Source organism: Streptomyces sulfonofaciens, from assembly GCF_014656295.1.
In the GTDB taxonomy this organism is placed as follows: Bacteria; Actinomycetota; Actinomycetes; order Streptomycetales; family Streptomycetaceae; genus Streptomyces; species Streptomyces sulfonofaciens.
The window spans coordinates 1-19,665 of the sequence record NZ_BNCD01000018.1 but is presented as its reverse complement, the minus strand read 5'-3'; the positions used below and the strand labels follow the sequence as shown (position 1 = coordinate 19,665).

General features: G+C 71.5%; 17 protein-coding genes and 1 tRNA gene. 9 read left to right on the top strand and 9 right to left on the bottom strand.

Features of this window, described 5'->3' with window-relative positions; translation table 11 throughout:
* Positions 1–114: 114 nt before the first annotated feature.
* From IE313_RS25665 to IE313_RS35495, 3 genes are all read left to right on the top strand, one after another.
* Positions 115–618, top strand: coding sequence for a phage holin family protein (locus tag IE313_RS25665; protein WP_189936221.1), 504 nt, complete (start codon positions 115–117; stop codon positions 616–618).
* Positions 615–1,553 (top strand): alpha/beta fold hydrolase, encoded by a 939-nt coding sequence (locus IE313_RS25660; RefSeq protein ID WP_189936220.1) that lies wholly within the window; start codon positions 615–617, stop codon positions 1,551–1,553. The genes IE313_RS25665 and IE313_RS25660 overlap by 4 nt, the downstream gene beginning before the upstream one ends.
* 166 nt (positions 1,554–1,719) lie before the next feature.
* Complete coding sequence (locus IE313_RS35495) at positions 1,720–1,905, top strand: hypothetical protein (protein ID WP_229924948.1); 186 nt, start codon at positions 1,720–1,722, stop codon at positions 1,903–1,905.
* 257 nt (positions 1,906–2,162) lie between these two features.
* Here the strand turns inward: IE313_RS35495 and IE313_RS25655 are convergent, their stop codons facing one another.
* From IE313_RS25655 to nth, 3 genes are all read right to left on the bottom strand, one after another.
* The gene (locus IE313_RS25655; RefSeq protein ID WP_189936218.1) at positions 2,163–3,362 is read right to left on the bottom strand and encodes a MarP family serine protease; all 1,200 of its coding nucleotides are present in this window, start codon (positions 3,360–3,362) and stop codon (positions 2,163–2,165) included.
* A gap of 187 nt (positions 3,363–3,549) precedes the next feature.
* Positions 3,550–4,212, bottom strand: a complete 663-nt coding sequence (locus tag IE313_RS25650) for an NUDIX hydrolase (RefSeq protein WP_189936216.1) — start codon at positions 4,210–4,212, stop codon at positions 3,550–3,552.
* 401 nt (positions 4,213–4,613) lie between these two features.
* Positions 4,614–5,678 carry an endonuclease III gene (gene nth / locus IE313_RS25645; RefSeq protein WP_373317064.1) on the bottom strand — a complete coding sequence of 355 codons (1,065 nt, stop codon included), beginning with the start codon at positions 5,676–5,678 and terminating at the stop codon, positions 4,614–4,616.
* A 255-nt stretch (positions 5,679–5,933) separates the two neighbouring features.
* Between nth and IE313_RS25640 the strand changes: the two genes are divergently transcribed.
* On the top strand, positions 5,934–6,608 hold the full coding sequence (locus IE313_RS25640; RefSeq protein WP_189936214.1) for a Crp/Fnr family transcriptional regulator: 675 nt from the start codon (positions 5,934–5,936) through the stop codon (positions 6,606–6,608).
* A gap of 307 nt (positions 6,609–6,915) precedes the next feature.
* Here the strand turns inward: IE313_RS25640 and IE313_RS25635 are convergent, their stop codons facing one another.
* The 4 genes from IE313_RS25635 to sp36 form a co-directional block, all read right to left on the bottom strand.
* Positions 6,916–7,752, bottom strand: coding sequence for an MBL fold metallo-hydrolase (locus tag IE313_RS25635; RefSeq protein WP_189936211.1), 837 nt, complete (start codon positions 7,750–7,752; stop codon positions 6,916–6,918).
* The gene (locus IE313_RS25630; protein WP_189936210.1) at positions 7,749–8,714 is read right to left on the bottom strand and encodes an NUDIX hydrolase; all 966 of its coding nucleotides are present in this window, start codon (positions 8,712–8,714) and stop codon (positions 7,749–7,751) included. The genes IE313_RS25635 and IE313_RS25630 overlap by 4 nt, the downstream gene beginning before the upstream one ends.
* Before the next feature lie 164 nt (positions 8,715–8,878).
* Positions 8,879–9,349 carry a RidA family protein gene (locus tag IE313_RS25625; protein WP_189936208.1) on the bottom strand — a complete coding sequence of 157 codons (471 nt, stop codon included), beginning with the start codon at positions 9,347–9,349 and terminating at the stop codon, positions 8,879–8,881.
* Positions 9,346–9,504: a Sp36 family protein gene (gene sp36, locus IE313_RS25620; RefSeq protein ID WP_071828754.1), complete on the bottom strand. Its 159-nt coding sequence runs from the start codon at positions 9,502–9,504 to the stop codon at positions 9,346–9,348. The genes IE313_RS25625 and sp36 overlap by 4 nt, the downstream gene beginning before the upstream one ends.
* 523 nt (positions 9,505–10,027) lie before the next feature.
* Here sp36 and bagA point away from each other — a divergent pair.
* On the top strand, positions 10,028–11,008 hold the full coding sequence (gene bagA / locus IE313_RS25615; RefSeq protein ID WP_189936206.1) for an ATPase BagA: 981 nt from the start codon (positions 10,028–10,030) through the stop codon (positions 11,006–11,008).
* Positions 11,005–12,501 carry an ATPase BagB gene (gene bagB / locus IE313_RS25610; protein ID WP_189936204.1) on the top strand — a complete coding sequence of 499 codons (1,497 nt, stop codon included), beginning with the start codon at positions 11,005–11,007 and terminating at the stop codon, positions 12,499–12,501. The genes bagA and bagB overlap by 4 nt, the downstream gene beginning before the upstream one ends.
* 505 nt (positions 12,502–13,006) lie before the next feature.
* Here the strand turns inward: bagB and IE313_RS25605 are convergent.
* Positions 13,007–13,360 (bottom strand): WhiB family transcriptional regulator, encoded by a 354-nt coding sequence (locus IE313_RS25605; protein ID WP_189936202.1) that lies wholly within the window; start codon positions 13,358–13,360, stop codon positions 13,007–13,009.
* A gap of 792 nt (positions 13,361–14,152) precedes the next feature.
* Between IE313_RS25605 and IE313_RS25600 the strand changes: the two genes are divergently transcribed.
* Positions 14,153–16,504 (top strand): transglycosylase domain-containing protein, encoded by a 2,352-nt coding sequence (locus tag IE313_RS25600; protein WP_189936200.1) that lies wholly within the window; start codon positions 14,153–14,155, stop codon positions 16,502–16,504.
* A gap of 653 nt (positions 16,505–17,157) precedes the next feature.
* Here the strand turns inward: IE313_RS25600 and IE313_RS25595 are convergent.
* The gene (locus IE313_RS25595; RefSeq protein ID WP_189936198.1) at positions 17,158–17,622 is read right to left on the bottom strand and encodes a GatB/YqeY domain-containing protein; all 465 of its coding nucleotides are present in this window, start codon (positions 17,620–17,622) and stop codon (positions 17,158–17,160) included.
* Positions 17,623–17,799: 177 nt separating this feature from the next.
* On the opposite strand from IE313_RS25595, the gene IE313_RS25590 reads away from it, so the two are divergent.
* Complete coding sequence (locus IE313_RS25590; protein ID WP_189936196.1) at positions 17,800–18,729, top strand: metallophosphoesterase; 930 nt, start codon at positions 17,800–17,802, stop codon at positions 18,727–18,729.
* 131 nt (positions 18,730–18,860) lie between these two features.
* A tRNA-Pro gene (locus IE313_RS25585) sits at positions 18,861–18,934 on the top strand.
* Positions 18,935–19,665: the final 731 nt, after the last annotated feature.

The following is a 19,665-nucleotide window of genomic DNA, read 5'->3' as shown; positions in this document are numbered from 1 at the left end:
GGCCGTGGGGCCGACGGCAGCGGGCCGGCGGCCCACGAACGGGTGGCGGGCGGACCCGTCCGCGCCGCCCCCGACCCGGACGAACACAGTACGACGACGCAGAGGGAGAACCCGATGAGCGCATCCGCATCCGACGAGCCCGTCGGCGCCGAGCGCAGCCTCGGCGCGCTGGTGGCGACGGCGACCGGCGAACTGTCCGCCCTGATGCACGACGAGATCGCGCTGGCCAAGGCCCAGTTGCGACAGGACGTCAAGCGCGGCGCGGTCAGCGGCGGCGCGTACACCGCGGCCGGGGTGCTGCTGGTCTTCTCCCTGCCGATGCTGAACTTCGCCCTCGCCTACGGCATCCAGGCCTGGAGCGGCTGGCACCTGTCGGTCTGCTTCCTGCTGTCGTTCGCCGCCAACGTGCTGGTGGCCGGGCTGTTCGCGCTGATCGGCACGGTGTTCATGAAGAAGGCCCGGCGCGGCCACGGCCCCCAGAAGGCGATCGCCTCGGCGAAGGAGACCGCCGCGGTCCTGGGCAACGTCAAACCGCACCCGCGCTCCGTGACCCCCGCGCGGGACGCCGAGCACCCGGCCATCGAAGAGAGGCCGACTGTGGCACGCTCATCCTCATGACCGACCCCGCCACACCCTCGGCCCCGCCCGCCACCGCGGTACGCATCGACGGCCCTTGGACCCACCGCGACGTGGCCGCCAACGGTGCGCGCTTCCACATCGCGGAGCTCGGCGAGGGCCCGCTCGTCCTGCTGCTGCACGGGTTCCCGCAGTTCTGGTGGACCTGGCGGCACCAACTGGTGGCGCTGGCAGAGGGCGGTTTCCGTGCGGTGGCGATGGACCTGCGCGGTGTGGGCGGCAGCGACCGCACGCCCCGCGGCTACGACCCGGCGAACCTCGCCCTGGACATCACCGGCGTCGTACGGTCCCTGGGCGAGCCCGACGCGGCACTGGTCGGTCATGACCTCGGCGGCTACCTGGCGTGGACGGCGGCGGTGATGCGGCCCAAGCTGGTGCGGCGGCTCGCCGTCTCGTCCATGCCGCATCCACGGCGGTGGCGTTCGGCGATGCTCTCCGACCTCAAGCAGACGTCGGCGGGTTCCCACATCTGGGGCTTCCAGCGGCCCTGGGTGCCCGAGCGGCAGTTGGTGGCGGACGGTGGAGCGCTGGTGGGGCGGCTGATCCGGGAGTGGTCAGGGCCCCGGCTGCCCGACGACGACGCCGTGGACGTCTACCGGCGCGCGATCTGCATCCCGTCGACGGCGCACTGCTCGATCGAGCCGTACCGGTGGATGGTGCGGTCGTTGGCGCGGCCCGACGGCATCCAGTTCAACCGGCGGATGAAGCGTCCGGTGCGGGTGCCGACGCTGCATCTGCACGGGTCCCTCGATCCGGTGATGCGGACCAGGAGCGCGGCGGGATCCGGCGAGTACGTCGAGGCGCCCTACCGCTGGCGGCTCTTCGACGGGCTCGGGCACTTCCCGCACGAGGAGGACCCGATGGGCTTCTCGACGGAGCTGGTGGGGTGGCTGCGCGATCCGGAACCGGACCGGTAGGGGCCCCTGACCGGACCGGCGCCGCCCCCGGGCCCCGGCCCGCGGACACGTACGGTACGCCCTCGGCGGCGGTCCGTAGGACGGTGCTGCCATGTGCCGGGCGCATAGGCCGATCGGGGGGTACGGGGGAGGTTACCGACCATGAGGTCCGGGCAGACGTCCCGGTATGGGCTGGAGGCACGACTACAGTGACGTAGCAAGCAATCGCCGCTCGGCCGCCACGCTGAACGCTCTGCGCGGCGGCCCCCCGGACGAGGGTCACGGGCCCTCTTCGGAGGCCATCGGCATCCCCCGCATCCTGCGGCGCAGGGCGCGCTGGGTGTCGGCACGGCTACGCCACACCCGGGGCTGAGCACCGCACCGCGCGGGCGAACCGTACGCGGCGCACCCACGCCCTCCGCGGCGCACCCCTCTGGCGCAGGGCGCGCTCACCCGGAGTGCACCCCGGCGCATACGCACAGCGCACACCCGCGCCCAGACGCATGCCCGAGGCTGAAGCACACACCCCGCGCTCAGAGCGCGCGCCCGGGACGGGAACACACGCCCCCGGCCCCAGCACGGGTGCCGGAGGCTGGAGCAGACACCCGCACCGAGCGCGCACGCCTGTGGTCAGAGCGCGCACCCCTGGCTGTCGACCTCCTGGTTCGCGGTGCGCCCTGTGGTGATGTCCGGCCGGATCTCGTCGGCGGTCAGCGCGTACCCGGTGTCGGGGTCGTCGAGCGATTTGGCGAAGACCACGCCGTAGACCTTGCCGTCCGGGGTGAGCAGCGGGCCGCCGGAGTTCCCCTGGCGCACGGTCGCGTACAGCGAGTACACATCGCGTCGCACGGTGCCGCGATGGTAGATGTCCGGACCGTTCGCCGCGATCCGGCCGCGGACCCGCGCGGAACGCACGTCGTACCCGCCGTTCTCGGGGAAGCCGGCGACGATCGCGCTGCTGCCGGTGGTCGCGTCGGTTCCGGAGAACGTGAGCGCGGGCGCGTCCAGGCCGGGCACGTCGAGGACGGCGATGTCCCGCCGCCAGTCGTAGAGGACGACCTTGGCGTCCAGCAGGCGGCCCTCACCCCCTATCTGCACGGTGGGCTCGTCCACACCGCCCACGACATGGGCGTTGGTCATCACCCGGCGCGGCGCGAAGACGAAGCCGCTGCCTTCGAGCACCTTCCCGCAGCCGGGCGCGGTGCCGACGACCTTGACGATGGACTGCTTGGCCTGCGCGGCGACGGGACTGCCTTCGAGCGCCGGGTCGGGAGGCTGCACCTCGTGGATGGGCTCGTTGGCGAACGGGCTGAAGACCTGCGGCAGACCGTTCTGCGCGAGGACCGAGGAGAAGTCGGCGAACCAGGTGTCGGCCTGCGCGGGCAGCGCCCGGGACACCCCGAGGAGCACCTTGGAGTCCCGTACCTCCTTGCCCAGCGTCGGCAGCGTGGTGCCCGCGAGCGCCGAGCCGATCAGCCAGGCCACCAGCAGCATCGCCACGGTGTTCACCAGGGCGCCGCCCGTCGCGTCGACGGCGCGGGCGGGCGACCAGGTGATGTGGCGCCGCAGCTTGTTGCCGAGGTGCGTGGTGAATGCCTGGCCCACGGAGGCGCAGACGATCACCAGGACGACCGCGACGACGGCCGCGGAGGTGCTCACGCTCGCGTCATGGGTGATGCTGTCCCACAGGACGGGGAGGGAGTAGACGGCGATCAGGCCGCCGCCCAGGAACCCCATCACCGACAGGATGCCCACGACGAAGCCCTGCCGGTAGCCGACCCACGCGAACCAGACGGCGGCGGCCAGCAGCAGGTAGTCGAGTACGTTCACCGTTGCAAGCCCCGCCTTGCCTCGCCGCCGGCCGCACGGTGCCCGTGACCACCGCCGGCCCTGTGCTCCTCACCGCTCACTGCCTGCTGCTCCCTGCCTGCCGCCGCACCGCTGCACGGCTCGCTCTGCTGCGCGCCCATCGGCTCCACGGCTCTGGCTCCTGCTGTGCGCCTGTCGGCCTACCTTGTCATGCGTGATGTTCGAGCGGGACCAGCCTCTCCCGGTTCCAGGGCCGTTCCCAGCCGGCGTAGTGCAGGATCCTGTCGATCACTCCGGCAGTAAAACCCCAGACCACGGCCGATTCCACGAGGAACACCGGACTTTTGTGGCCACGCGGGTGAACCGCCATGGCGCGATGCTCCGGATCCGTGAGATCCGCCACGGGAACCGTGAAGACCCGGGCGGTCTCGCCCGGGTCCACCACACCCACGGGGCTCGGGTCGCGCCACCAGCCGAGCACCGGGGTGACGACGAAGCCGCTCACCGGGATGTAGAGCTTCGGCAGCACACCGAAGACCTGCACACCGCGCGGATCGAGACCGGTCTCCTCCTGGGCCTCGCGCAGGGCCGCGCGTATCGGTCCGGCCCCGGCCGGGTCGCCGTCCGCCGGGTCGAGGGAGCCGCCGGGGAACGAGAGCTGTCCGGCGTGCGAGCGCAGCGAGCCCGCCCGCTCCGTCAGCAGCAGCTCGGGCCCGCGCTCCCCCTCGCCGAGCAGGATCAGAACGGCCGACTGCCGCCCCGCCCCGTCCTCCGGCGGCAGGAATCGGCTCAGTTGCGCCGGCTCGACGGTCTTCACGGCCTGTAGGACCGGGTCCAGCCAGGCGGGCAGGCCCTCGGTACGGACGTCCACGGTGTCCGGGACGAGGGTGGGGACAGGCGCGTGCGCCGGCGCACGGCGCCCGCTCCCCTGCGCACCTCTGTGCGCGTCCGCCTGCCCGGCATCGGGCCGGACCTGCCCGGCGCCGGACCCGGCCCGACCGGAGTCGGTCCCGCTCTGCCCGGTGTCGGACCCGGCCCGACCGGCAGCGGGGCGGGCCCGGGCCGCTTCCTGATCCCGGCTTCGGGCCGATTCACGGCCCTGGCTCCGGGGCGCTTCGTGGCTCTGGTTCTGGAGTGCTTCGTGGCTCTGGTTCCGGAGTGCTTCGTGGCCCTGGTTCCGGAGTGCTTCGTGGCTCCGGCTCCGGGGCGACTCCTGACCCCGGCTCCGGGCCGTCTCGCGTCCGCCGGCGCGGGCCGTCTCGTGGCCGCTCGTCATGCGGAGCCCAGCGGGGACGCGGGAATGCCGCCGGCCTCCAGATAGCCCGCGGGAGGCTTCAGGCGCTGGCCCGGCATCCCGCCCTTCTCGTACTTGAGCAGCTTCTTCGCCTTCTCCGGGTCCATCTCGCCCTCTCCGTACGCGGGGCAGAGCGGGGCGATCGGGCAGGCGCCGCAGGCGGGCTTGCGGGAGTGGCAGATACGGCGGCCGTGGAAGATCACGTGGTGCGAGAGCATCGTCCACTCACGCTTGGGGAAGAGCGCGCCGACGGCCGCCTCGACCTTGTCGGGATCGGTCTCGTCGGTCCACTTCCAGCGGCGCACCAGCCGACCGAAGTGCGTGTCGACGGTGATCCCGGGGACACCGAACGCGTTGCCGAGCACCACGAACGCGGTCTTGCGGCCCACGCCGGGGAGCTTGACGAGCTCCTCCAGGGTGCCCGGGACCTCGCCGCCGAACTCGTCCCGCAGCGCGGTGGCGATTCCTATGATCGACTTCGTCTTGGCCCGGAAGAAGCCGGTCGGCCTGATCAGCTCCTCGACCTCCTCGGGGTTGGCCGCGGCCAGGTCCTCGGGGGTGGGGTAGGCGGCGAAGAGGCGCGGGGTCGTCTGGTTGACCCTCAGGTCGGTGGTCTGGGCGGAGAGCACCGTGGCGAGCAGGAGCTGGTAGGAGTTCTCGAAGTCGAGCTCCGGGTGCGCGTACGGGTACACCTCGGCCAGGGCCCTGTTGATCCGCCGCGCACGCCGCACCAGTGCGGTGTGCGACTCGGCCCGCACCGCCCCGGCGGGTGTCGGCGGGCGCGCGGTACCGGCGGCGCGGGCCTTGGTGCGCTTCGCGGCCCCGGCGGTCGGCCCGGACGCGTCCGAGCCCTCTCCCGCGGGCTCCCCGGCGGGCTGCGCCGACGGTCCGTCGTCCACCGGTTGTGATGTCTTCACCGATTTCACCGCTGTTCCTGCCTCCGCCTCCGTATCCGCTTCCGCCCGCGGTGCCGGATTCGCCTTGCTTGCACGGTCCGGTGAGTGCGGCGGGTGTGTTCGCCCACAGCGGAATCGTGCGCACACCTGCCAGCTCGGCCTCTTCGGCCTGTGCTCCCACCGGCTATTTGGACACCCGGCCAGCCTAAAGCCACCCACCGACATCCGCCCCGGCCCTCGGGGATCAGCCCCCAATTGGCCCCCTCCCGCACAGCATGCCGCGCCGGTACGGCAGACTTGTGACTGATCACACTGTTTGGACTGTCCAGCACAATGGGGAGCAGGAACCCCTGTATGCCGATCCCGACGCACCACTGACGCAGGTCTACAAGGAGAGAACTCGTGGACGACGTTCTGCGGCGCGCCCCGCTCTTCGCCGCGCTCGATGACGAGCAGGCCGCGGAGCTGCGCGCTTCCATGAGCGAGACGACCCTCGCACGCGGCGACGCGCTCTTCCACGAGGGCGACCCCGGCGACCGTCTCTACGTGGTCACCGAGGGCAAGGTCAAACTGCACCGCACCTCCCCCGACGGCCGGGAGAACATGCTGGCCGTGCTCGGCCCCGGTGAGCTGATCGGCGAGCTGTCGCTCTTCGACCCGGGCCCGCGCACCGCGACCGCCACCGCCCTCACCGAGGTGAAGTTCCTCGGTCTCGGCCACGGCGACCTCCTGCCCTGGCTGAACGCCCGCCCGGAGGTGGCCTCCGCCCTGCTGCGTGCCGTGGCGCGGCGCCTGCGCAAGACCAACGACCAGATGTCCGACCTGGTCTTCTCGGATGTGCCGGGCCGTGTCGCCCGTGCGCTGCTCGACCTGTCGCGGCGCTTCGGCGTGCAGTCCGAGGAAGGCATCCACGTGGTGCACGACCTCACCCAGGAGGAGCTGGCCCAGTTGGTCGGCGCCTCGCGCGAGACGGTCAACAAGGCCCTGGCCGACTTCGCCGGCCGCGGCTGGCTGCGCCTTGAGGCCCGTGCGGTGATCCTGCTGGACGTGGAGCGGCTGGCCAAGCGGTCGCGCTGACGCACGCCGGAGTGGCCCGGCACCCCGCCGTGGCCCGGCGGCCGGAAGCGGCCCGCAGACGGGAGCGGCCCGGTGGACGGCAGCACCGCGCCGCCCTGGGCGCCGTTCTGAGCACCCAGCGCACCGAGCGCCTGGAGCACTTGAAGCGCACGGAGTCGCACCTGTGGCCGACGGCCGGTGTCCCTGACGGGACCAGGCGCACACTTCCCGGGGGGAAACCGCGCGCACCTCTCCATGGAAGCGACCCGCCCGCTTCACCCCGGGACGAGCCCTACGAGCCCTACGAGCCCGCCTACGGCCTTACGGCCTACGGGATGAGCCCGTGCTCTGTCAGGTACTGCAACTGGGCCCGCACCGAGAGCTCCGCGGCCGGCCACAGGGAGCGGTCCACGTCCGCGTAGACGTGGGCCACCACCTCCGAGGGCGTGCGGTGGCCGTTCTCGACGGCGGTCTCCACCTGGGCGAGACGGCTGGCGCGGTGCGCGAGGTAGTACTCGACGGCGCCCTGCGCGTCGTCCAGGACCGGACCGTGGCCCGGGAGCACCACGCTCACGCCGTCGTCGACGGTCATGGAGCGCAGCCTGCGCAGCGAGTCCAGGTAGTCGCCGAGCCGCCCGTCCGGGTGGGCGACGAGGGTGGTGCCGCGCCCGAGGACGGTGTCCCCGGTCAGTACGGCCCGGTCGGCGGGCAGATGGAAGCAGAGCGAGTCGGCCGTGTGCCCCGGGGCGGGGATCACGTACATCTCCAGCCCGCCCACCCCGATGACGTCACCCGTCTGCAGGCCCTCGTCGCCGAGCCGCAGGCCGGGGTCCAGAGCGCGCACCTTGGTGCCCGTCAGCTCGGCAAACCTCGCCGCGCCGGCGGAGTGGTCCGCGTGCCCGTGTGTGAGCAGGGTCAGTGCGACCCGTTTGCCGGCCTCCCCCGCGGAGTCCACCACCCGTCGCAGATGGCCCTCGTCCAGCGGACCCGGGTCGATCACCACGGCGAGCTCGGAGTCCGGCTCGGAGACGATCCAGGTGTTGGTGCCGTCCAGCGTCATCGCGGAGGGGTTCGGCGCCAGCACGTTGACCGTCCGGGCCGTGGCGGCACCGGAGCGCGCCGCGCCGCCGCGCGGCCGGCCGGGCAGGGCGGCGGCGTCGCTCATGCCGAACCCTCCCCCGGCGCGTGCGCGGGCAGGCGCCTGGTGAACTCCTCGTGGCCCGGCCAACTGAGCACCACCTCGTCGTCCTCCAGGCGGGCGCGGGCGAGCACCGGTGTGAGGTCGCGGCCGGACGCGGCCCCGAGGACCTCGTCCACGGTGGAGTGGCCGGCCAGCTCGCGCAGGGCCGCGATGGTCGGCGGGAGCATCAGCAGCTCGCCCCGGTCGTAGCGCGCGGCGGCCTCGGAGGGGGCGATCCACACCGTGCGGTCGGCCTCGTCGGACGTGCCGGCCGTGCGCTGGCCCGTGGGGAGCGCCGCCACGAAGAACCAGGTGTCATAGCGCCGCGGCTCGAACTCGGGGGTGATCCAGCGGGCCCAGGCGCCCAGCAGGTCGGAGCGGAGCAGCAGGCCGCGGCGCTCCAGGAACTGCGCGAACGACAGCTCGTGGGCGACCAGCGCCGCGCGGTCCGCCTCCCAGTCGGCTCCGGTGATGTCACCGACCACGGCGTCCGGAGCGGGTCCGGCGAGCAGCACGCCCGCCTCCTCGAACGTCTCGCGGACGGCGGCGCACACGATGGCCTGTGCGGCGGCCTCGTCGACCCCGAGCCGTACCGCCCACTGCTCCCGCGACGGTCCGGCCCAGCCGACCAGGACGTCGTCGTCGCGCGGGTCGACGCCGCCTCCCGGGTAGGCGTAGGCACCGCCGGCGAACGGCATGGTCGTACGGCGGCGGAGCATGTGGACGGTGAGCCGGGCGGCGGCCTCCGTCCCGGAACCAGCCGCGGGGGCACCCACCGCAGGGGCGTCCGCAACGGAGGCGTCCGCTGCGGGGACCTCTGCCACGGGGGCGTCCCTCAGCAGCATGACCGTGGCGGCCCGCCGCGGTGTGCTGACGGTCAGGCTGCCACTCGCCAGGGCCCTGATGCGCCCGGGCCACTCCGGTGGGTACCACTGCCCAGAAGCCATGCTCGGAGGCTAACCCGGTCACGCCCGAATGTTCGACCCCGCCTGCGGACCTGGCGGCTCCGGGCGGTCGGGCGGTCGGGCGGCTTCGCACGTGTCCGTCGCAGACGGACCGTGTGGCCACCCGCCGCCCGCCACCCGCAGCCCGCAGCCCGCAGCCGGATGCCTCAGTCCTCCGTCAGCTCGACCTGGATCTCCACCTCCACCGGTGCGTCCAGCGGCAGCACCGCCACGCCCACCGCGCTGCGCGCATGGACGCCCTTGTCGCCCAGGACCGCGCCGAGCAGCTCGCTGGCGCCGTTGACCACGGCGGGCTGGGCCGTGAAGTCGGGGGCGGAGGCGACGAAGCCGACGACCTTCACCACGCGGGCGATGCGGTCCAGGTCACCGGCGACGGTCTTGACCGCCGCCAGGGCGTTCAACGCGCAGGTGGCGGCGAGTTCCTTGGCCTGCTCCCCCGTGACCTCGGCGCCGACCTTCCCGGTGGCCGGCAGCTTGCCGTCCACCATGGGGAGCTGGCCGGCCGTGTACACATAGGCGCCGGACCTGACGGCGGGCTGGTAGGCGGCGAGCGGGGGCACGACCTGGGGCAGGGCAAGGCCCAGCTCGGCGAGCCGCGCCTCCACGGCGCCGCTCACGCCTGCTTCTCCCGCTTCAGATAGGCCACGAGCTGCTCCGCATTGGGCCCGGGCACCACCTGGACGAGCTCCCAGCCATCCTCGCCCCAGGTGTCCAGGATCTGCTTGGTGGCGTGGACGAGCAGCGGCACGGTTGCGTATTCCCACTTGGTCATGGGCCGACTGTAGCCGTTGCATGCCACGGCCCGTATTCGCCTGTGGACAACCGGCGCCGGCCACCGGCGCCCGTGCGCAACACCTCGTCCGCACCCCTGCGTCCACGCCCCGATCCGCAGCCCCTCCGTCCACGCCGTCCTCCGCGATCTCCTCCGCACTCTTCTCCGCGCTCCTCGTCCGCAATCTCCTCCGCGCTCCTCGTCCGCAATCTCCTCCGCGCTCCTCGTCCGTGCTCCTCATCCGCAAAGCGCCTCCGCCGCCGCCTCCGTTCCCCTCGTCGGCGCAACGGAGGGGATCCGGTGCGGGCGGGAACCGAAGCGGGACTCGACATGGAGGAGTGTTGGGATGAACCCGCACTCCGCAGCAGGCGCCCGCCCGCCGGCGGGCGGTAGTCCCTGCCCGGCGTACGGCACCTGGCGTGCGCCTGGCGCCCGGTGCCGCACGCCGCGGTGCCGGCCGGGTTGTCCACAGGAAGGGCGGCCACCTGCGTACGCCGGCGCGGCACTGGTTAGGCTCGAATACGTGAGCAGGCTCCAGGTCGTCAGTGGCAAGGGCGGTACCGGCAAGACCACGGTCGCCGCAGCCCTCGCGCTCGCCCTCGCGACCGAGGGTCGGCGCACCCTTCTGGTCGAGGTGGAGGGCCGGCAGGGCATCGCACAGCTCTTCGAGACGGAAGCGCTCCCGTACGAGGAGCGGAGGATCGCCGTCGCCCCGGGCGGCGGCGAGGTGTTCGCGCTGGCCATCGACCCCGAGCTGGCCCTGCTGGACTACCTCCAGATGTTCTACAAGCTGGGTGGCGCGGGCCGCGCGCTGAAGAAACTCGGTGCGATCGACTTCGCCACCACGATCGCTCCCGGCCTGCGTGATGTGCTGCTCACCGGCAAGGCCTGCGAGGCCGTCCGCCGCAAGGACAAGCGCGGCCGCTTCGCGTACGACTACGTGATCATGGACGCCCCGCCCACCGGCCGCCTGACCCGCTTCCTGAACGTCAACGACGAGGTGGCGGGTCTCGCCAGGATCGGGCCGATACACAATCAGGCGCAGGCCGTGATGAGGGTCCTGAAGTCACCGGAGACGGCGGTGCACCTGGTGACGCTCCTGGAGGAGATGCCCGTCCAGGAGACCGCGGACGGCATCGCGGAGCTGCGCGCCGCCCGCCTCCCCACCGGCCGGATCATCGTGAACATGGTCCGGCCCACCCTGCTCGACGAGACCTCGCTCGCCCTGGTGCGGGAGGGTGTCCCGCGCGCGGCCGTCGCCAGATCGCTGTCGGCGGCGGGCCTGGGCGGGGCACGCCGCGGCGGCGGCGCGGACCGCCTGGTCACCCCGTTGCTCGGCCAGGCCGACGAGTACGCGGCCCGTCATGCGCTGGAGCGGGACCAGCGCACCGTTCTCGCCGAGCTGGGCCTGCCGCTGCACGAACTGCCCCTGCTCGCCGAGGGCATGGACATGGCAGGACTCTTCCAGCTCGCCACTCGACTGCGGAGGCAGGGGATCTCATGACGCCGCGCACGCAGGGGACGCCGTCCGAGGAGAGCCCCGTTCCCATCCGCGGCCTGGATGTCGATCCGCTGCTTGACGATCCGCAGACCCGCATCGTGGTGTGCTGCGGCTCCGGTGGCGTCGGCAAGACCACCACGGCTGCCGCGCTGGGGCTGCGGGCCGCGGAGCGTGGCCGCAGGGTGGTGGTGCTCACCATCGACCCGGCGCGCAGACTGGCCCAGTCGATGGGCATCGACTCGCTCGACAACACCCCGCGCCGGGTCAAGGGCATCGACGACACCGCCGGCGGCGAACTGCACGCGATGATGCTCGACATGAAGCGCACCTTCGACGAGATCGTCGAGGCGCATGCGGACGGGGACCGGGCCCGCGCGATCCTTGAGAACCCGTTCTACCAGTCCCTGTCCGCCGGTTTCGCCGGTACGCAGGAGTACATGGCGATGGAGAAGCTGGGCCAGCTACGGGCGCGCGACGAGTGGGACCTGATCGTCGTGGACACCCCTCCGTCCCGCTCCGCGCTCGACTTCCTCGACGCGCCCAAGCGGCTCGGCTCGTTCCTGGACGGCAAGCTGATCCGGGTGCTGATGGCCCCGGCCAAGGTCGGCGGCCGTGCGGGCATGAAGTTCCTGAACGTCGGCATGTCGATGATGACCGGCGCCCTGGGCAAACTGCTCGGCGGCCAGCTACTGCGGGACGTGCAGACGTTCGTGGCGGCGATGGACACCATGTTCGGCGGTTTCCGCACCCGTGCGGACGCCACGTACCGCCTTCTGCAGGCGCCCGGCACGGCGTTCCTGGTGGTGGCCGCACCGGAGCGGGACGCGCTGCGGGAGGCCGCGTACTTCGTGGAGCGGCTCGCCGCGGAACGGATGCCGCTGGCCGGCCTGGTACTGAACCGCGTGCACGGGAGCGGCGCCGCCCACCTGTCCGCGGAGCGCGCCACGGCCGCCGCGGAGGCACTGGACGAGACCGCCGCGGAGGACCTCGACGAGGCCGGTGCGAGCGCACTCGACGAGACCGCCGAGACCGCCGAGACCGCCGCGGAGGTACTCGACGAGGCCGATGGCCAGGTGGTCGACGAGACCGATATGGAAATGGACCGCCCGGAGGGCATAGCGGACCGGCCGGAAGGGAAAGCTGAGGATCGTACCTCCGGCGTCACTTCCGGATCCGGCTCCCCCTCCGGATCCGACTCATCCTCCGGATCCGACTCATCCTCCGGTTCCCGCTCCCCCTCCGGATCCTCCCGTCCGAACGGCACCCGCGACCAGCAGGCCGTGGATCATCTGACGTCGGGGTTGTTGAAGCTGCATGCCGAGCGCATGCGGTTGCTGGCGCGCGAGCAGCGCACCCGTGAGCGTTTCGCGGCCCTGCATCCGGAGGTGTCGATGACCGAAGTGGCGGCCCTGCCCGGCGATGTGCACGACCTCGCTGGGCTGCGGGACATCGGTGACCGCCTGGCAGCCCGGCCGCCAAAGACCCCGGGAGGCTGATCCGCGAAGGCGGACTCGGGTCCTCGTCCGGCCGGAGAGGGCGGCTCGGGCTCGACGGAGAACGGTCGCTGAGCAATGGCAGTAGCAGTAGGGGCGGCACGCTGAGCAGGCTGAGCAGTACGGGACGGCACAGGGCACGCGAGCGGGAGTTCTCGGACCCCGGCGAGACGGTTCGCATGGGCGCACGAACGCCCGACGGGAACACACCGGCCCGTACACGACCACCGCGGGACCCACCCCGGACGGCGGCGCCCTCAACACAGAGACCCACGGGCGGACGGCGCTCGGGCGGACGGCGCTCGGGCGGAAGCGAGCCACGAGCGGGAACGAGAGCGGCCCGAAAGGGCAGCCCACAGCTCAACCGGTGCCCGGGCGACACGTGTGGGTGCCCGAGCGCAGCACGCTAGATGCCCGAGCGCATACGCGCGCAGGGCCGAGCCCCAGCGCGACGAATCCCTTCAGCCGACTGTGCAACGCCAAGAGGGGGACGGGCGCCGGGCGCTCCTCAGCCGACCGCCGCGTACCTCTCGTACACGTCTTCGAAGGTCTCGTCCTCCGCTTCCAGCGGCAACAGGCCGGCGCCACGCTCGTACTCCGTACGCGCGGTCTCCAGCAGTCTGCGCCAAGAGGTGACGGTCGGCCGCCGGCGCAGCAGTGCACGGCGCTCCCGCTCCGTCATCCCCCCCCACACGCCGAACTCGACGCGGTTGTCCAGCGCGTCGGCCAGGCACTCCGTCCGCACCGGACAGCCGGTGCACACTGCTTTTGCCCTGTTCTGCGCTGCTCCCTGCACGAAAAGTTCGTCCGGATCGGTCGTGCGACAGGCAGCCTGCGCACTCCAGTCGGTCACCCAGCCCATACCGGCGCCGTCCTCTCCCGAATCGAGGCTCCCCCACGGCGGCAGCGGCATATTCACCGCAGCCAGTTGAGGACGTTACGGAAGGTGGGCAGAGCGCAACACCCCCCTCGGGCCCAATCTTGAATGGTCCGAACGGACTATGCGTACGCGGCAGATCACCCAACGGAGTGAGCTGAGGACATAAATGATCATCCTGGCAAACCAGGGCAGTCCCGCTCGACTCTCCGAAGCGGAGACCAGTACATAAGGCGCAATCAGCTACAAGCACGGACACGCGGCCTCGAACGGCTCGACGGTCCGCAGGGCGGTCGCGGTGGTCCGCAATGGTCGGGGGACGGGAGTACCGGGCCGGGTCCCGGCCGGATCCAGGGACGGCGGAGAGTGTGATGCGCCACACCACTGCTGTGACAGTTGAGAGCAGCTTAGGCCAAGGGATACCGGTCTGTCCGGCGAATGCGAACGTCCCCGCCCGGGTGCGAACGTCCCCGCCCGCCGCGAACGCCCGCGGTCGAACGCGAACGCCCGCGGTCGCCCGTGAACGTCCCAGCCCGCACGCGAACCTTCCGTTCGCAAGCGAACTCCCCGTTCACCCGCGGGCGGGGTCGCTCGCGGGCGACCGTCCCAGCCCGGGTGCGAACGTCCCCGCTGCGGGGGCGCGCCCGGAGGGGCCGGCGCCTCCCGGGCCCCCGCCGCGGCAAGGGCCAAGGGCCAAGGCATCACGATCCGGCCACCCGACGCCGGGAGAGGTCCTCACCGCCCGGACTGCCCCCGCCCACGGATTAGGCTGTCCCCATGGCAAACAAGCGCTCGGGCGGGGGCGGCGGGCTGTCGCCGGTTCAACAGGCCGCGAAGTTCCTCGGCGTCAGCGTGCTGGCGGGGGCCGTGATGGCGGGCATCGCCCTGCCCGCGGCAGGCGCACTCGGCCTCGCGGCCAAGGGCTCGGTCGAGGGGTTCGACGACATACCGGCCAATCTGAAGCGCCCGCCGCTGAGCCAGCGCACCACCATCCTGGACGCGAACGGCGGTCAGATCGCGGCGGTCTACTCGCGCGACCGCACCGTCGTCCCCTTGAAGGACATCTCGCCGTTCATGCAGAAGGCGATCGTCGCCATCGAGGACTCGCGCTTCTACCAGCACGGGGCGATCGACCTCAAGGGCGTGCTGCGCGCGCTCAACCAGAACGCGCAGAGCGGCGGCGTCGCGCAGGGTGCGTCCACCCTCACCCAGCAGTACGTGAAGAACGTCTTCGTGGAGGAGGCGGGCGACGACCCCACCAAGGTCGCGCAGGCCACCCAGCAGACCCTGGGCCGCAAGGTCAAGGAGCTGAAGTACGCGATCCAGGTCGAGGAGAAGCTGGGCAAGAAGCGGATCCTGGGGAACTACCTGAACATCACGTTCTTCGGGCAGCAGGCCTACGGCATCGAGGCCGCCTCCCAGCGGTACTTCTCCAAGCACGCCAAGGACCTCGACCTGGGCGAGTCGGCACTGCTGGCCGGCATCGTCCAGTCGCCGAGCCGCTACGACCCGGTGAACGACCCGGACGAGGCCATCCAGCGGCGCAACGTGGTGCTGCAGCGCATGGCCGACGTCGGCGACGTCTCCCAGGCGGACGCGGACGCGGCCAAGAAGAAGCCGCTGGGCCTGAAGGTCAGCAAGCCGGAGAACGGCTGCATCACCGCCGTCAAGGGCGCCGGCTTCTTCTGCGACTACGTGCGCGACGTGTTCCTCACCGACCCGGTCTTCGGCAAGACCCAGGAGGAGCGCTCGAAGCTCTGGAACCGCGGCGGCCTGACGATCCGCACCACGCTGGACCCGAAGGCCCAGGAGAGCGTCCAGGACTCGGTCAAGAAGCACGTCTACAGCTCCGACGAGGTGGCCACCGCCGTCACCCTCGTCCAGCCGGGCACCGGCAAGATCCTCGGCATGGGCCAGTCGCGACCGTACGGCTTCAAGGGCAACGACACCCAGATCAACCTGTCGGTCAACCACGACATGGGCGGCGGTGCCGGGTACCAGCCGGGTTCGACGTTCAAGCCGATCGTCGCCGCGGCCGCCATCGAAGGGGGCATACCGGCGACGAGGACGTACGACTCGCCGTACGAGATGCCCTACCCGAGCCCCGTCCCGAAGTGCGACGGCAAGCAGTGGGTGAACACCGACGGCACCACCCTCACCAACGAGAACACCTCCGAGCACGGCACGATGGCCATGAAGGAGGCGACCGCCAAGTCGGTCAACACCTACTACGTGAAGCTCATCAAGGACGTCGGGATCTGCCCGGTGCTCAAGATGGCGGGCAAGATGGGCGTGTCCCGTGCCGATGGCCAGGAGATGCTCCAGACGCCGTCGATCGCGTTGGGCGCCCAGGAGATGTCACCGCTGACCATGGCGAGCGCCTACGCCACGTTCGCCTCCCGTGGCACGTACTGCACCCCGATCGCCATCGAGTCGATCACCGGCCCGGACAAGAAGTCGATCCCGGTGCCGAAGTCGACCTGCACGCGCGCGATGTCCGAGAAGACCGCGGACACCATCAACACGCTCCTCAACGGCGTGGTGGAGGACGGCACGGGCAAGGAGGCGGGCCTGAGCGACCGCCCGAGCGCGGGCAAGACGGGCACCACGGACAGCCGGTACGCCGCCTGGTTCGTCGGCTACACGCCGAACATCTCCGGCGCGGTCTGGGTCGGCGACCCCGCGCACAAGCGGAAGATGTTCAACATCACGATCGGCGGCGTCCCGCACGCCAAGGTCTTCGGTGAGGACACACCGGGCCCGATCTGGAAGGACGCGGTCAGCGGCGCCCTGGTGGGCAAGCCGGCCCTGAACTTCAACCTGGTCAACATCCCCGACGGCGGCGACAAGCCCCACGGCAGCCACAAGGGCGGCGACAAGCCCGGCCGCGGCGGCACCCCGCCCCTCCCGCCCGACTTCATCGGCGGCATGGGCAACGGCGGGGCGGCCAACGGCGGCCCCACGGGCGGAACGACGGACGGCGGGCTGACCGACGGAGGCGCGGGCAACGGCGGGCTGACCGACGGAGGCCTGACGAACGGCGGTATGACGGACGGCGGCCCGACCGACGGAGGCACGGGCGGAAACGGACAGGCGAACGGCGGGAACGGAGGCTGGCCGCAAGGCTGAGGGGCCACGGCTTGGGCCGGCCTGTTGGCTTGGGCCGGCCTGTTGGCTTGGGCCGGCCTGTTGGCTTGGGCCGGCCTGTTGGTTTGGGCCGGCCCGTTTGCTTGGGCCGGCCTGTCAGCTTGGGCCACGGCTTGGGTCGGCCCGTTGGCTTGGGTCACGGCTTGGGTCGGCCTGTTGGCTTGGGCCGGCCTGTCAGCTTCGGTCAGCCGCTCCGCTTCGGTCGGCCCATCGGCTTGGGTCGGCCCATCGGCTTCGGCCCGGTCCGTTGGCTTCCGCCCGGTCCGTTTCCTTCGACTCGGTCAGTCGGCTCTCCGGTCTGTCGGCTTCGGCCGGTCCGTCGGGCTTCGGCCCGTCGGCTTCCGCCCGTCGGCTACGGCTCATCGGCTTCGGTCCGTGGGCTCCGGCTGCTCGGCTATGGCTGGTCGACTTTGCCCCTGAGCTTCGGCCCGTGGGCGTGAGGTTCTGGGACACGGTTCCGTGGCGCGCGGTTCCGGGGCTCGACCCCGGGACGTGAGCCGGGAACTTCAGCCCGGAACTTCAGCCCGGGGCATGAGGTTGGTTCCGGAGCCTGAAGCTCCGGGGTGTGAGGGACGTGTACGCCCCTCACACCCTGAACCGGGCTCCCGGGGAACCGGGGGGCACCCCCGGAACCGTCACTCCGCGAGAAGCCGCTTGACGACGGCGGCGACCCGGCCGCCCTCCGCCTGGCCCGCCACCTTCGGGTTCACGATCTTCATGACCTGGCCCATGGCGCGCGGCCCCTCAGCTCCGGCGCCCACCGCCTCCGCGACCGCCGCGGCGACGATCTGCTCCAGTTCCTCGTCCGAGAGCTGCTTGGGCAGATACGCGGCGAGCACCTCGCCCTCCGCCTTCTCCCGCTCGGCCTGCTCGGGGCGGCCGCCCTTCGCGAAGGCCTCGGCGGCCTCCCGCCGCTTCTTCGCCTCGCGGGTGATCACCTTCTGCACTTCCTGGTCGGAGAGCTCACGCGCGCTCTTCCCGGCAACCTCTTCGTTGGTGATCGCCGAGAGGGTCAGCCGGAGCGTCGAGGAGCGCAGCTCGTCGCGCTCCTTGATCGCCGCGGTGAGGTCTTCCTGCAGCTTCGACTTGAGCGTGGTCATGGCCAGATTGTCGCAGGTAAGGGGAACAGGCCGCCGAATGATTTCCAGGCAGCTCATTACTCGTGAGTAGCCACACGGGACGAACGCACCCCCGTCGCCCCCGCACGATCACCCTCTGCGCACCCACCCGCCTGTACGAGTGGCGAGAGTACCCGCCGGGTCTGACACGATGGACGTATGCGCGCGCTATACGGAGTACCCCTGGGAATCACGGCGGTCGGCGCCGCCGGTCTGCTCTACGCGGCGGGCTTCGAGGCCCGTTCGTTCCGGTTGCGGAGGATCACCGTCCCGGTACTGCCCCCCGGCATGGGCCCCCTGCGCGTGCTCCAGGTCTCCGACATCCACATGGTGTGCGGCCAGCGCAAGAAACGGCGGTGGCTGCAGTCCCTGGCCGGCCTCCGCCCGGACTTCGTGATCAACACCGGGGACAACCTCTCCGACCCGGAGGGCGTCCCCGAGGCCCTCGACGCGCTCGGCCCCCTCATGGAGTACCCGGGGGCGTACGTCTTCGGCTCGAACGACTACTACGGCCCCAAGCTGCGCAACCCGGCCCGGTACCTCGTCGAGAAAGCTCAGCGCAAGCACGGACTGAACGGCAACCCACCCGCCGTGGGCGCCGTCCACAACCCGTGGGAGGACCTGCGGGACGGCTTCGACGCGGCGGGCTGGCTGAACCTGACCAACACCAGGGGCTCACTCAAGATCGACGGCATGGAGATCGGCCTCACCGGCCTGGACGACCCCCACATCAAGCGCGACCGGCACGCACAGGTGGCCGGTGGCCCGGAAGCCGGCACCGACTTCTCGATGGCGATAGTCCACGCCCCCTACCTGCGCGTACTCGACGCCTTCACCGCCGAGGGCTACCCCTTGATCCTCGCCGGCCACACCCACGGTGGCCAGCTCCGCATCCCCTTCCGCGGCGCCCTGGTCACCAACTGCGACCTGGACACCGACCGCGCCCGCGGCCTCTCCACCCACGAGTCGGCCGACCACCGCGCCTACCTCCACGTCTCCGCGGGCTGCGGCACCAACCGCTACACCCCGGTCCGCTTCGCCTGCCCCCCGGAGGCAACGCTGCTCACACTGGTGGAGCGCCGCGGCTGACCCCGCCCGCCCTCCCCACCCGACCACCTGGAACCCACGCACCCCGCACCTCCCGCCCCGCCGAAACCGGATTTCGTCTGGGGCCCGCGGTGGGCTAAAGTAAACGATGTCGCCGCGAGAGCGGCGACACTCGGGGTGTAGCGCAGCTTGGCAGCGCGCTTCGTTCGGGACGAAGAGGTCGTGGGTTCAAATCCCGCCACCCCGACAGAGTAGTACCAGGTCAGGGGCCTGATCCGCTTGGCGGGTCGGGCCCCTGAGTGGTTCCTGAGGTCATCTTGGGAGCCGTTTGGGAGCCGAGTCGGAAGCTGGCTCCCGGGAGCCGGTGGGTACGCCCGCAAGGTCACCTCTATCGACCCACCAGTAGGCGGTCTCTGGGTGAACTGAACGGAGTGTGCTCAGTCGCGGTCGGCGGCGAGGGCACGGCAGTGGACGCTTTCCCAAGTCCCTGCTGACGCCGCCGAACCCGGTGCGGGATACTGCGGAAGGTTCCGATCCAGTGATCACGCACTGAGCTGGGGGCGAACAGCGGCGGGCGGGAACGACCCTTACGCACGAGAACTCGCGCGGCAGGCCAGAGAACGAGAGAAGACGCGGAAGGCCGCCGAGGCCAAGGCCAAGCGAAAGGCCCGCGAGGAGAAGCTTGCGTACGAGGCTGCCCGCGCCCAGGAGGCGGTCGACCGCACCAGCGTCGCCGAGCACGATGCCGAGCTACTTTCGAACCTGCTACGCACGGCAGTGTTGGACGGTCAGCCGCTGACGTTCGATCGGCTGAGGTAGGAGTTCGTCCCTTCACCGTTCGTGCCGCCCAAAGGGCGCACCAAAGCCGCATCCCTGCCCCGCTGGGAGGAGTACGAGCCAGTGAACCGCCCCGGGTTCGGTGGAGAACTCAGACTGTGGTGGTGACCTGGGGTTTTGTGAGTTCGGTGTAGTAGTTGG

Coding starts and splice junctions, on each gene's coding strand:
- IE313_RS25665 (WP_189936221.1), top strand. CDS start 115: ATGAGCGCATCCGCATCCGACGAGCCCGTCGGCGCCGAGCGCAGCCTC.
- IE313_RS25660 (WP_189936220.1), top strand. CDS start 615: ATGACCGACCCCGCCACACCCTCGGCCCCGCCCGCCACCGCGGTACGC.
- IE313_RS35495 (WP_229924948.1), top strand. CDS start 1,720: ATGGGCTGGAGGCACGACTACAGTGACGTAGCAAGCAATCGCCGCTCG.
- IE313_RS25635 (WP_189936211.1), bottom strand. CDS start 7,752: ATGAGCGACGCCGCCGCCCTGCCCGGCCGGCCGCGCGGCGGCGCGGCG.
- IE313_RS25630 (WP_189936210.1), bottom strand. CDS start 8,714: ATGGCTTCTGGGCAGTGGTACCCACCGGAGTGGCCCGGGCGCATCAGG.
- sp36 (WP_071828754.1), bottom strand. CDS start 9,504: ATGACCAAGTGGGAATACGCAACCGTGCCGCTGCTCGTCCACGCCACC.
- bagB (WP_189936204.1), top strand. CDS start 11,005: ATGACGCCGCGCACGCAGGGGACGCCGTCCGAGGAGAGCCCCGTTCCC.
- IE313_RS25605 (WP_189936202.1), bottom strand. CDS start 13,360: ATGGGCTGGGTGACCGACTGGAGTGCGCAGGCTGCCTGTCGCACGACC.
- IE313_RS25600 (WP_189936200.1), top strand. CDS start 14,153: ATGGCAAACAAGCGCTCGGGCGGGGGCGGCGGGCTGTCGCCGGTTCAA.
- IE313_RS25595 (WP_189936198.1), bottom strand. CDS start 17,622: ATGACCACGCTCAAGTCGAAGCTGCAGGAAGACCTCACCGCGGCGATC.
- IE313_RS25590 (WP_189936196.1), top strand. CDS start 17,800: ATGCGCGCGCTATACGGAGTACCCCTGGGAATCACGGCGGTCGGCGCC.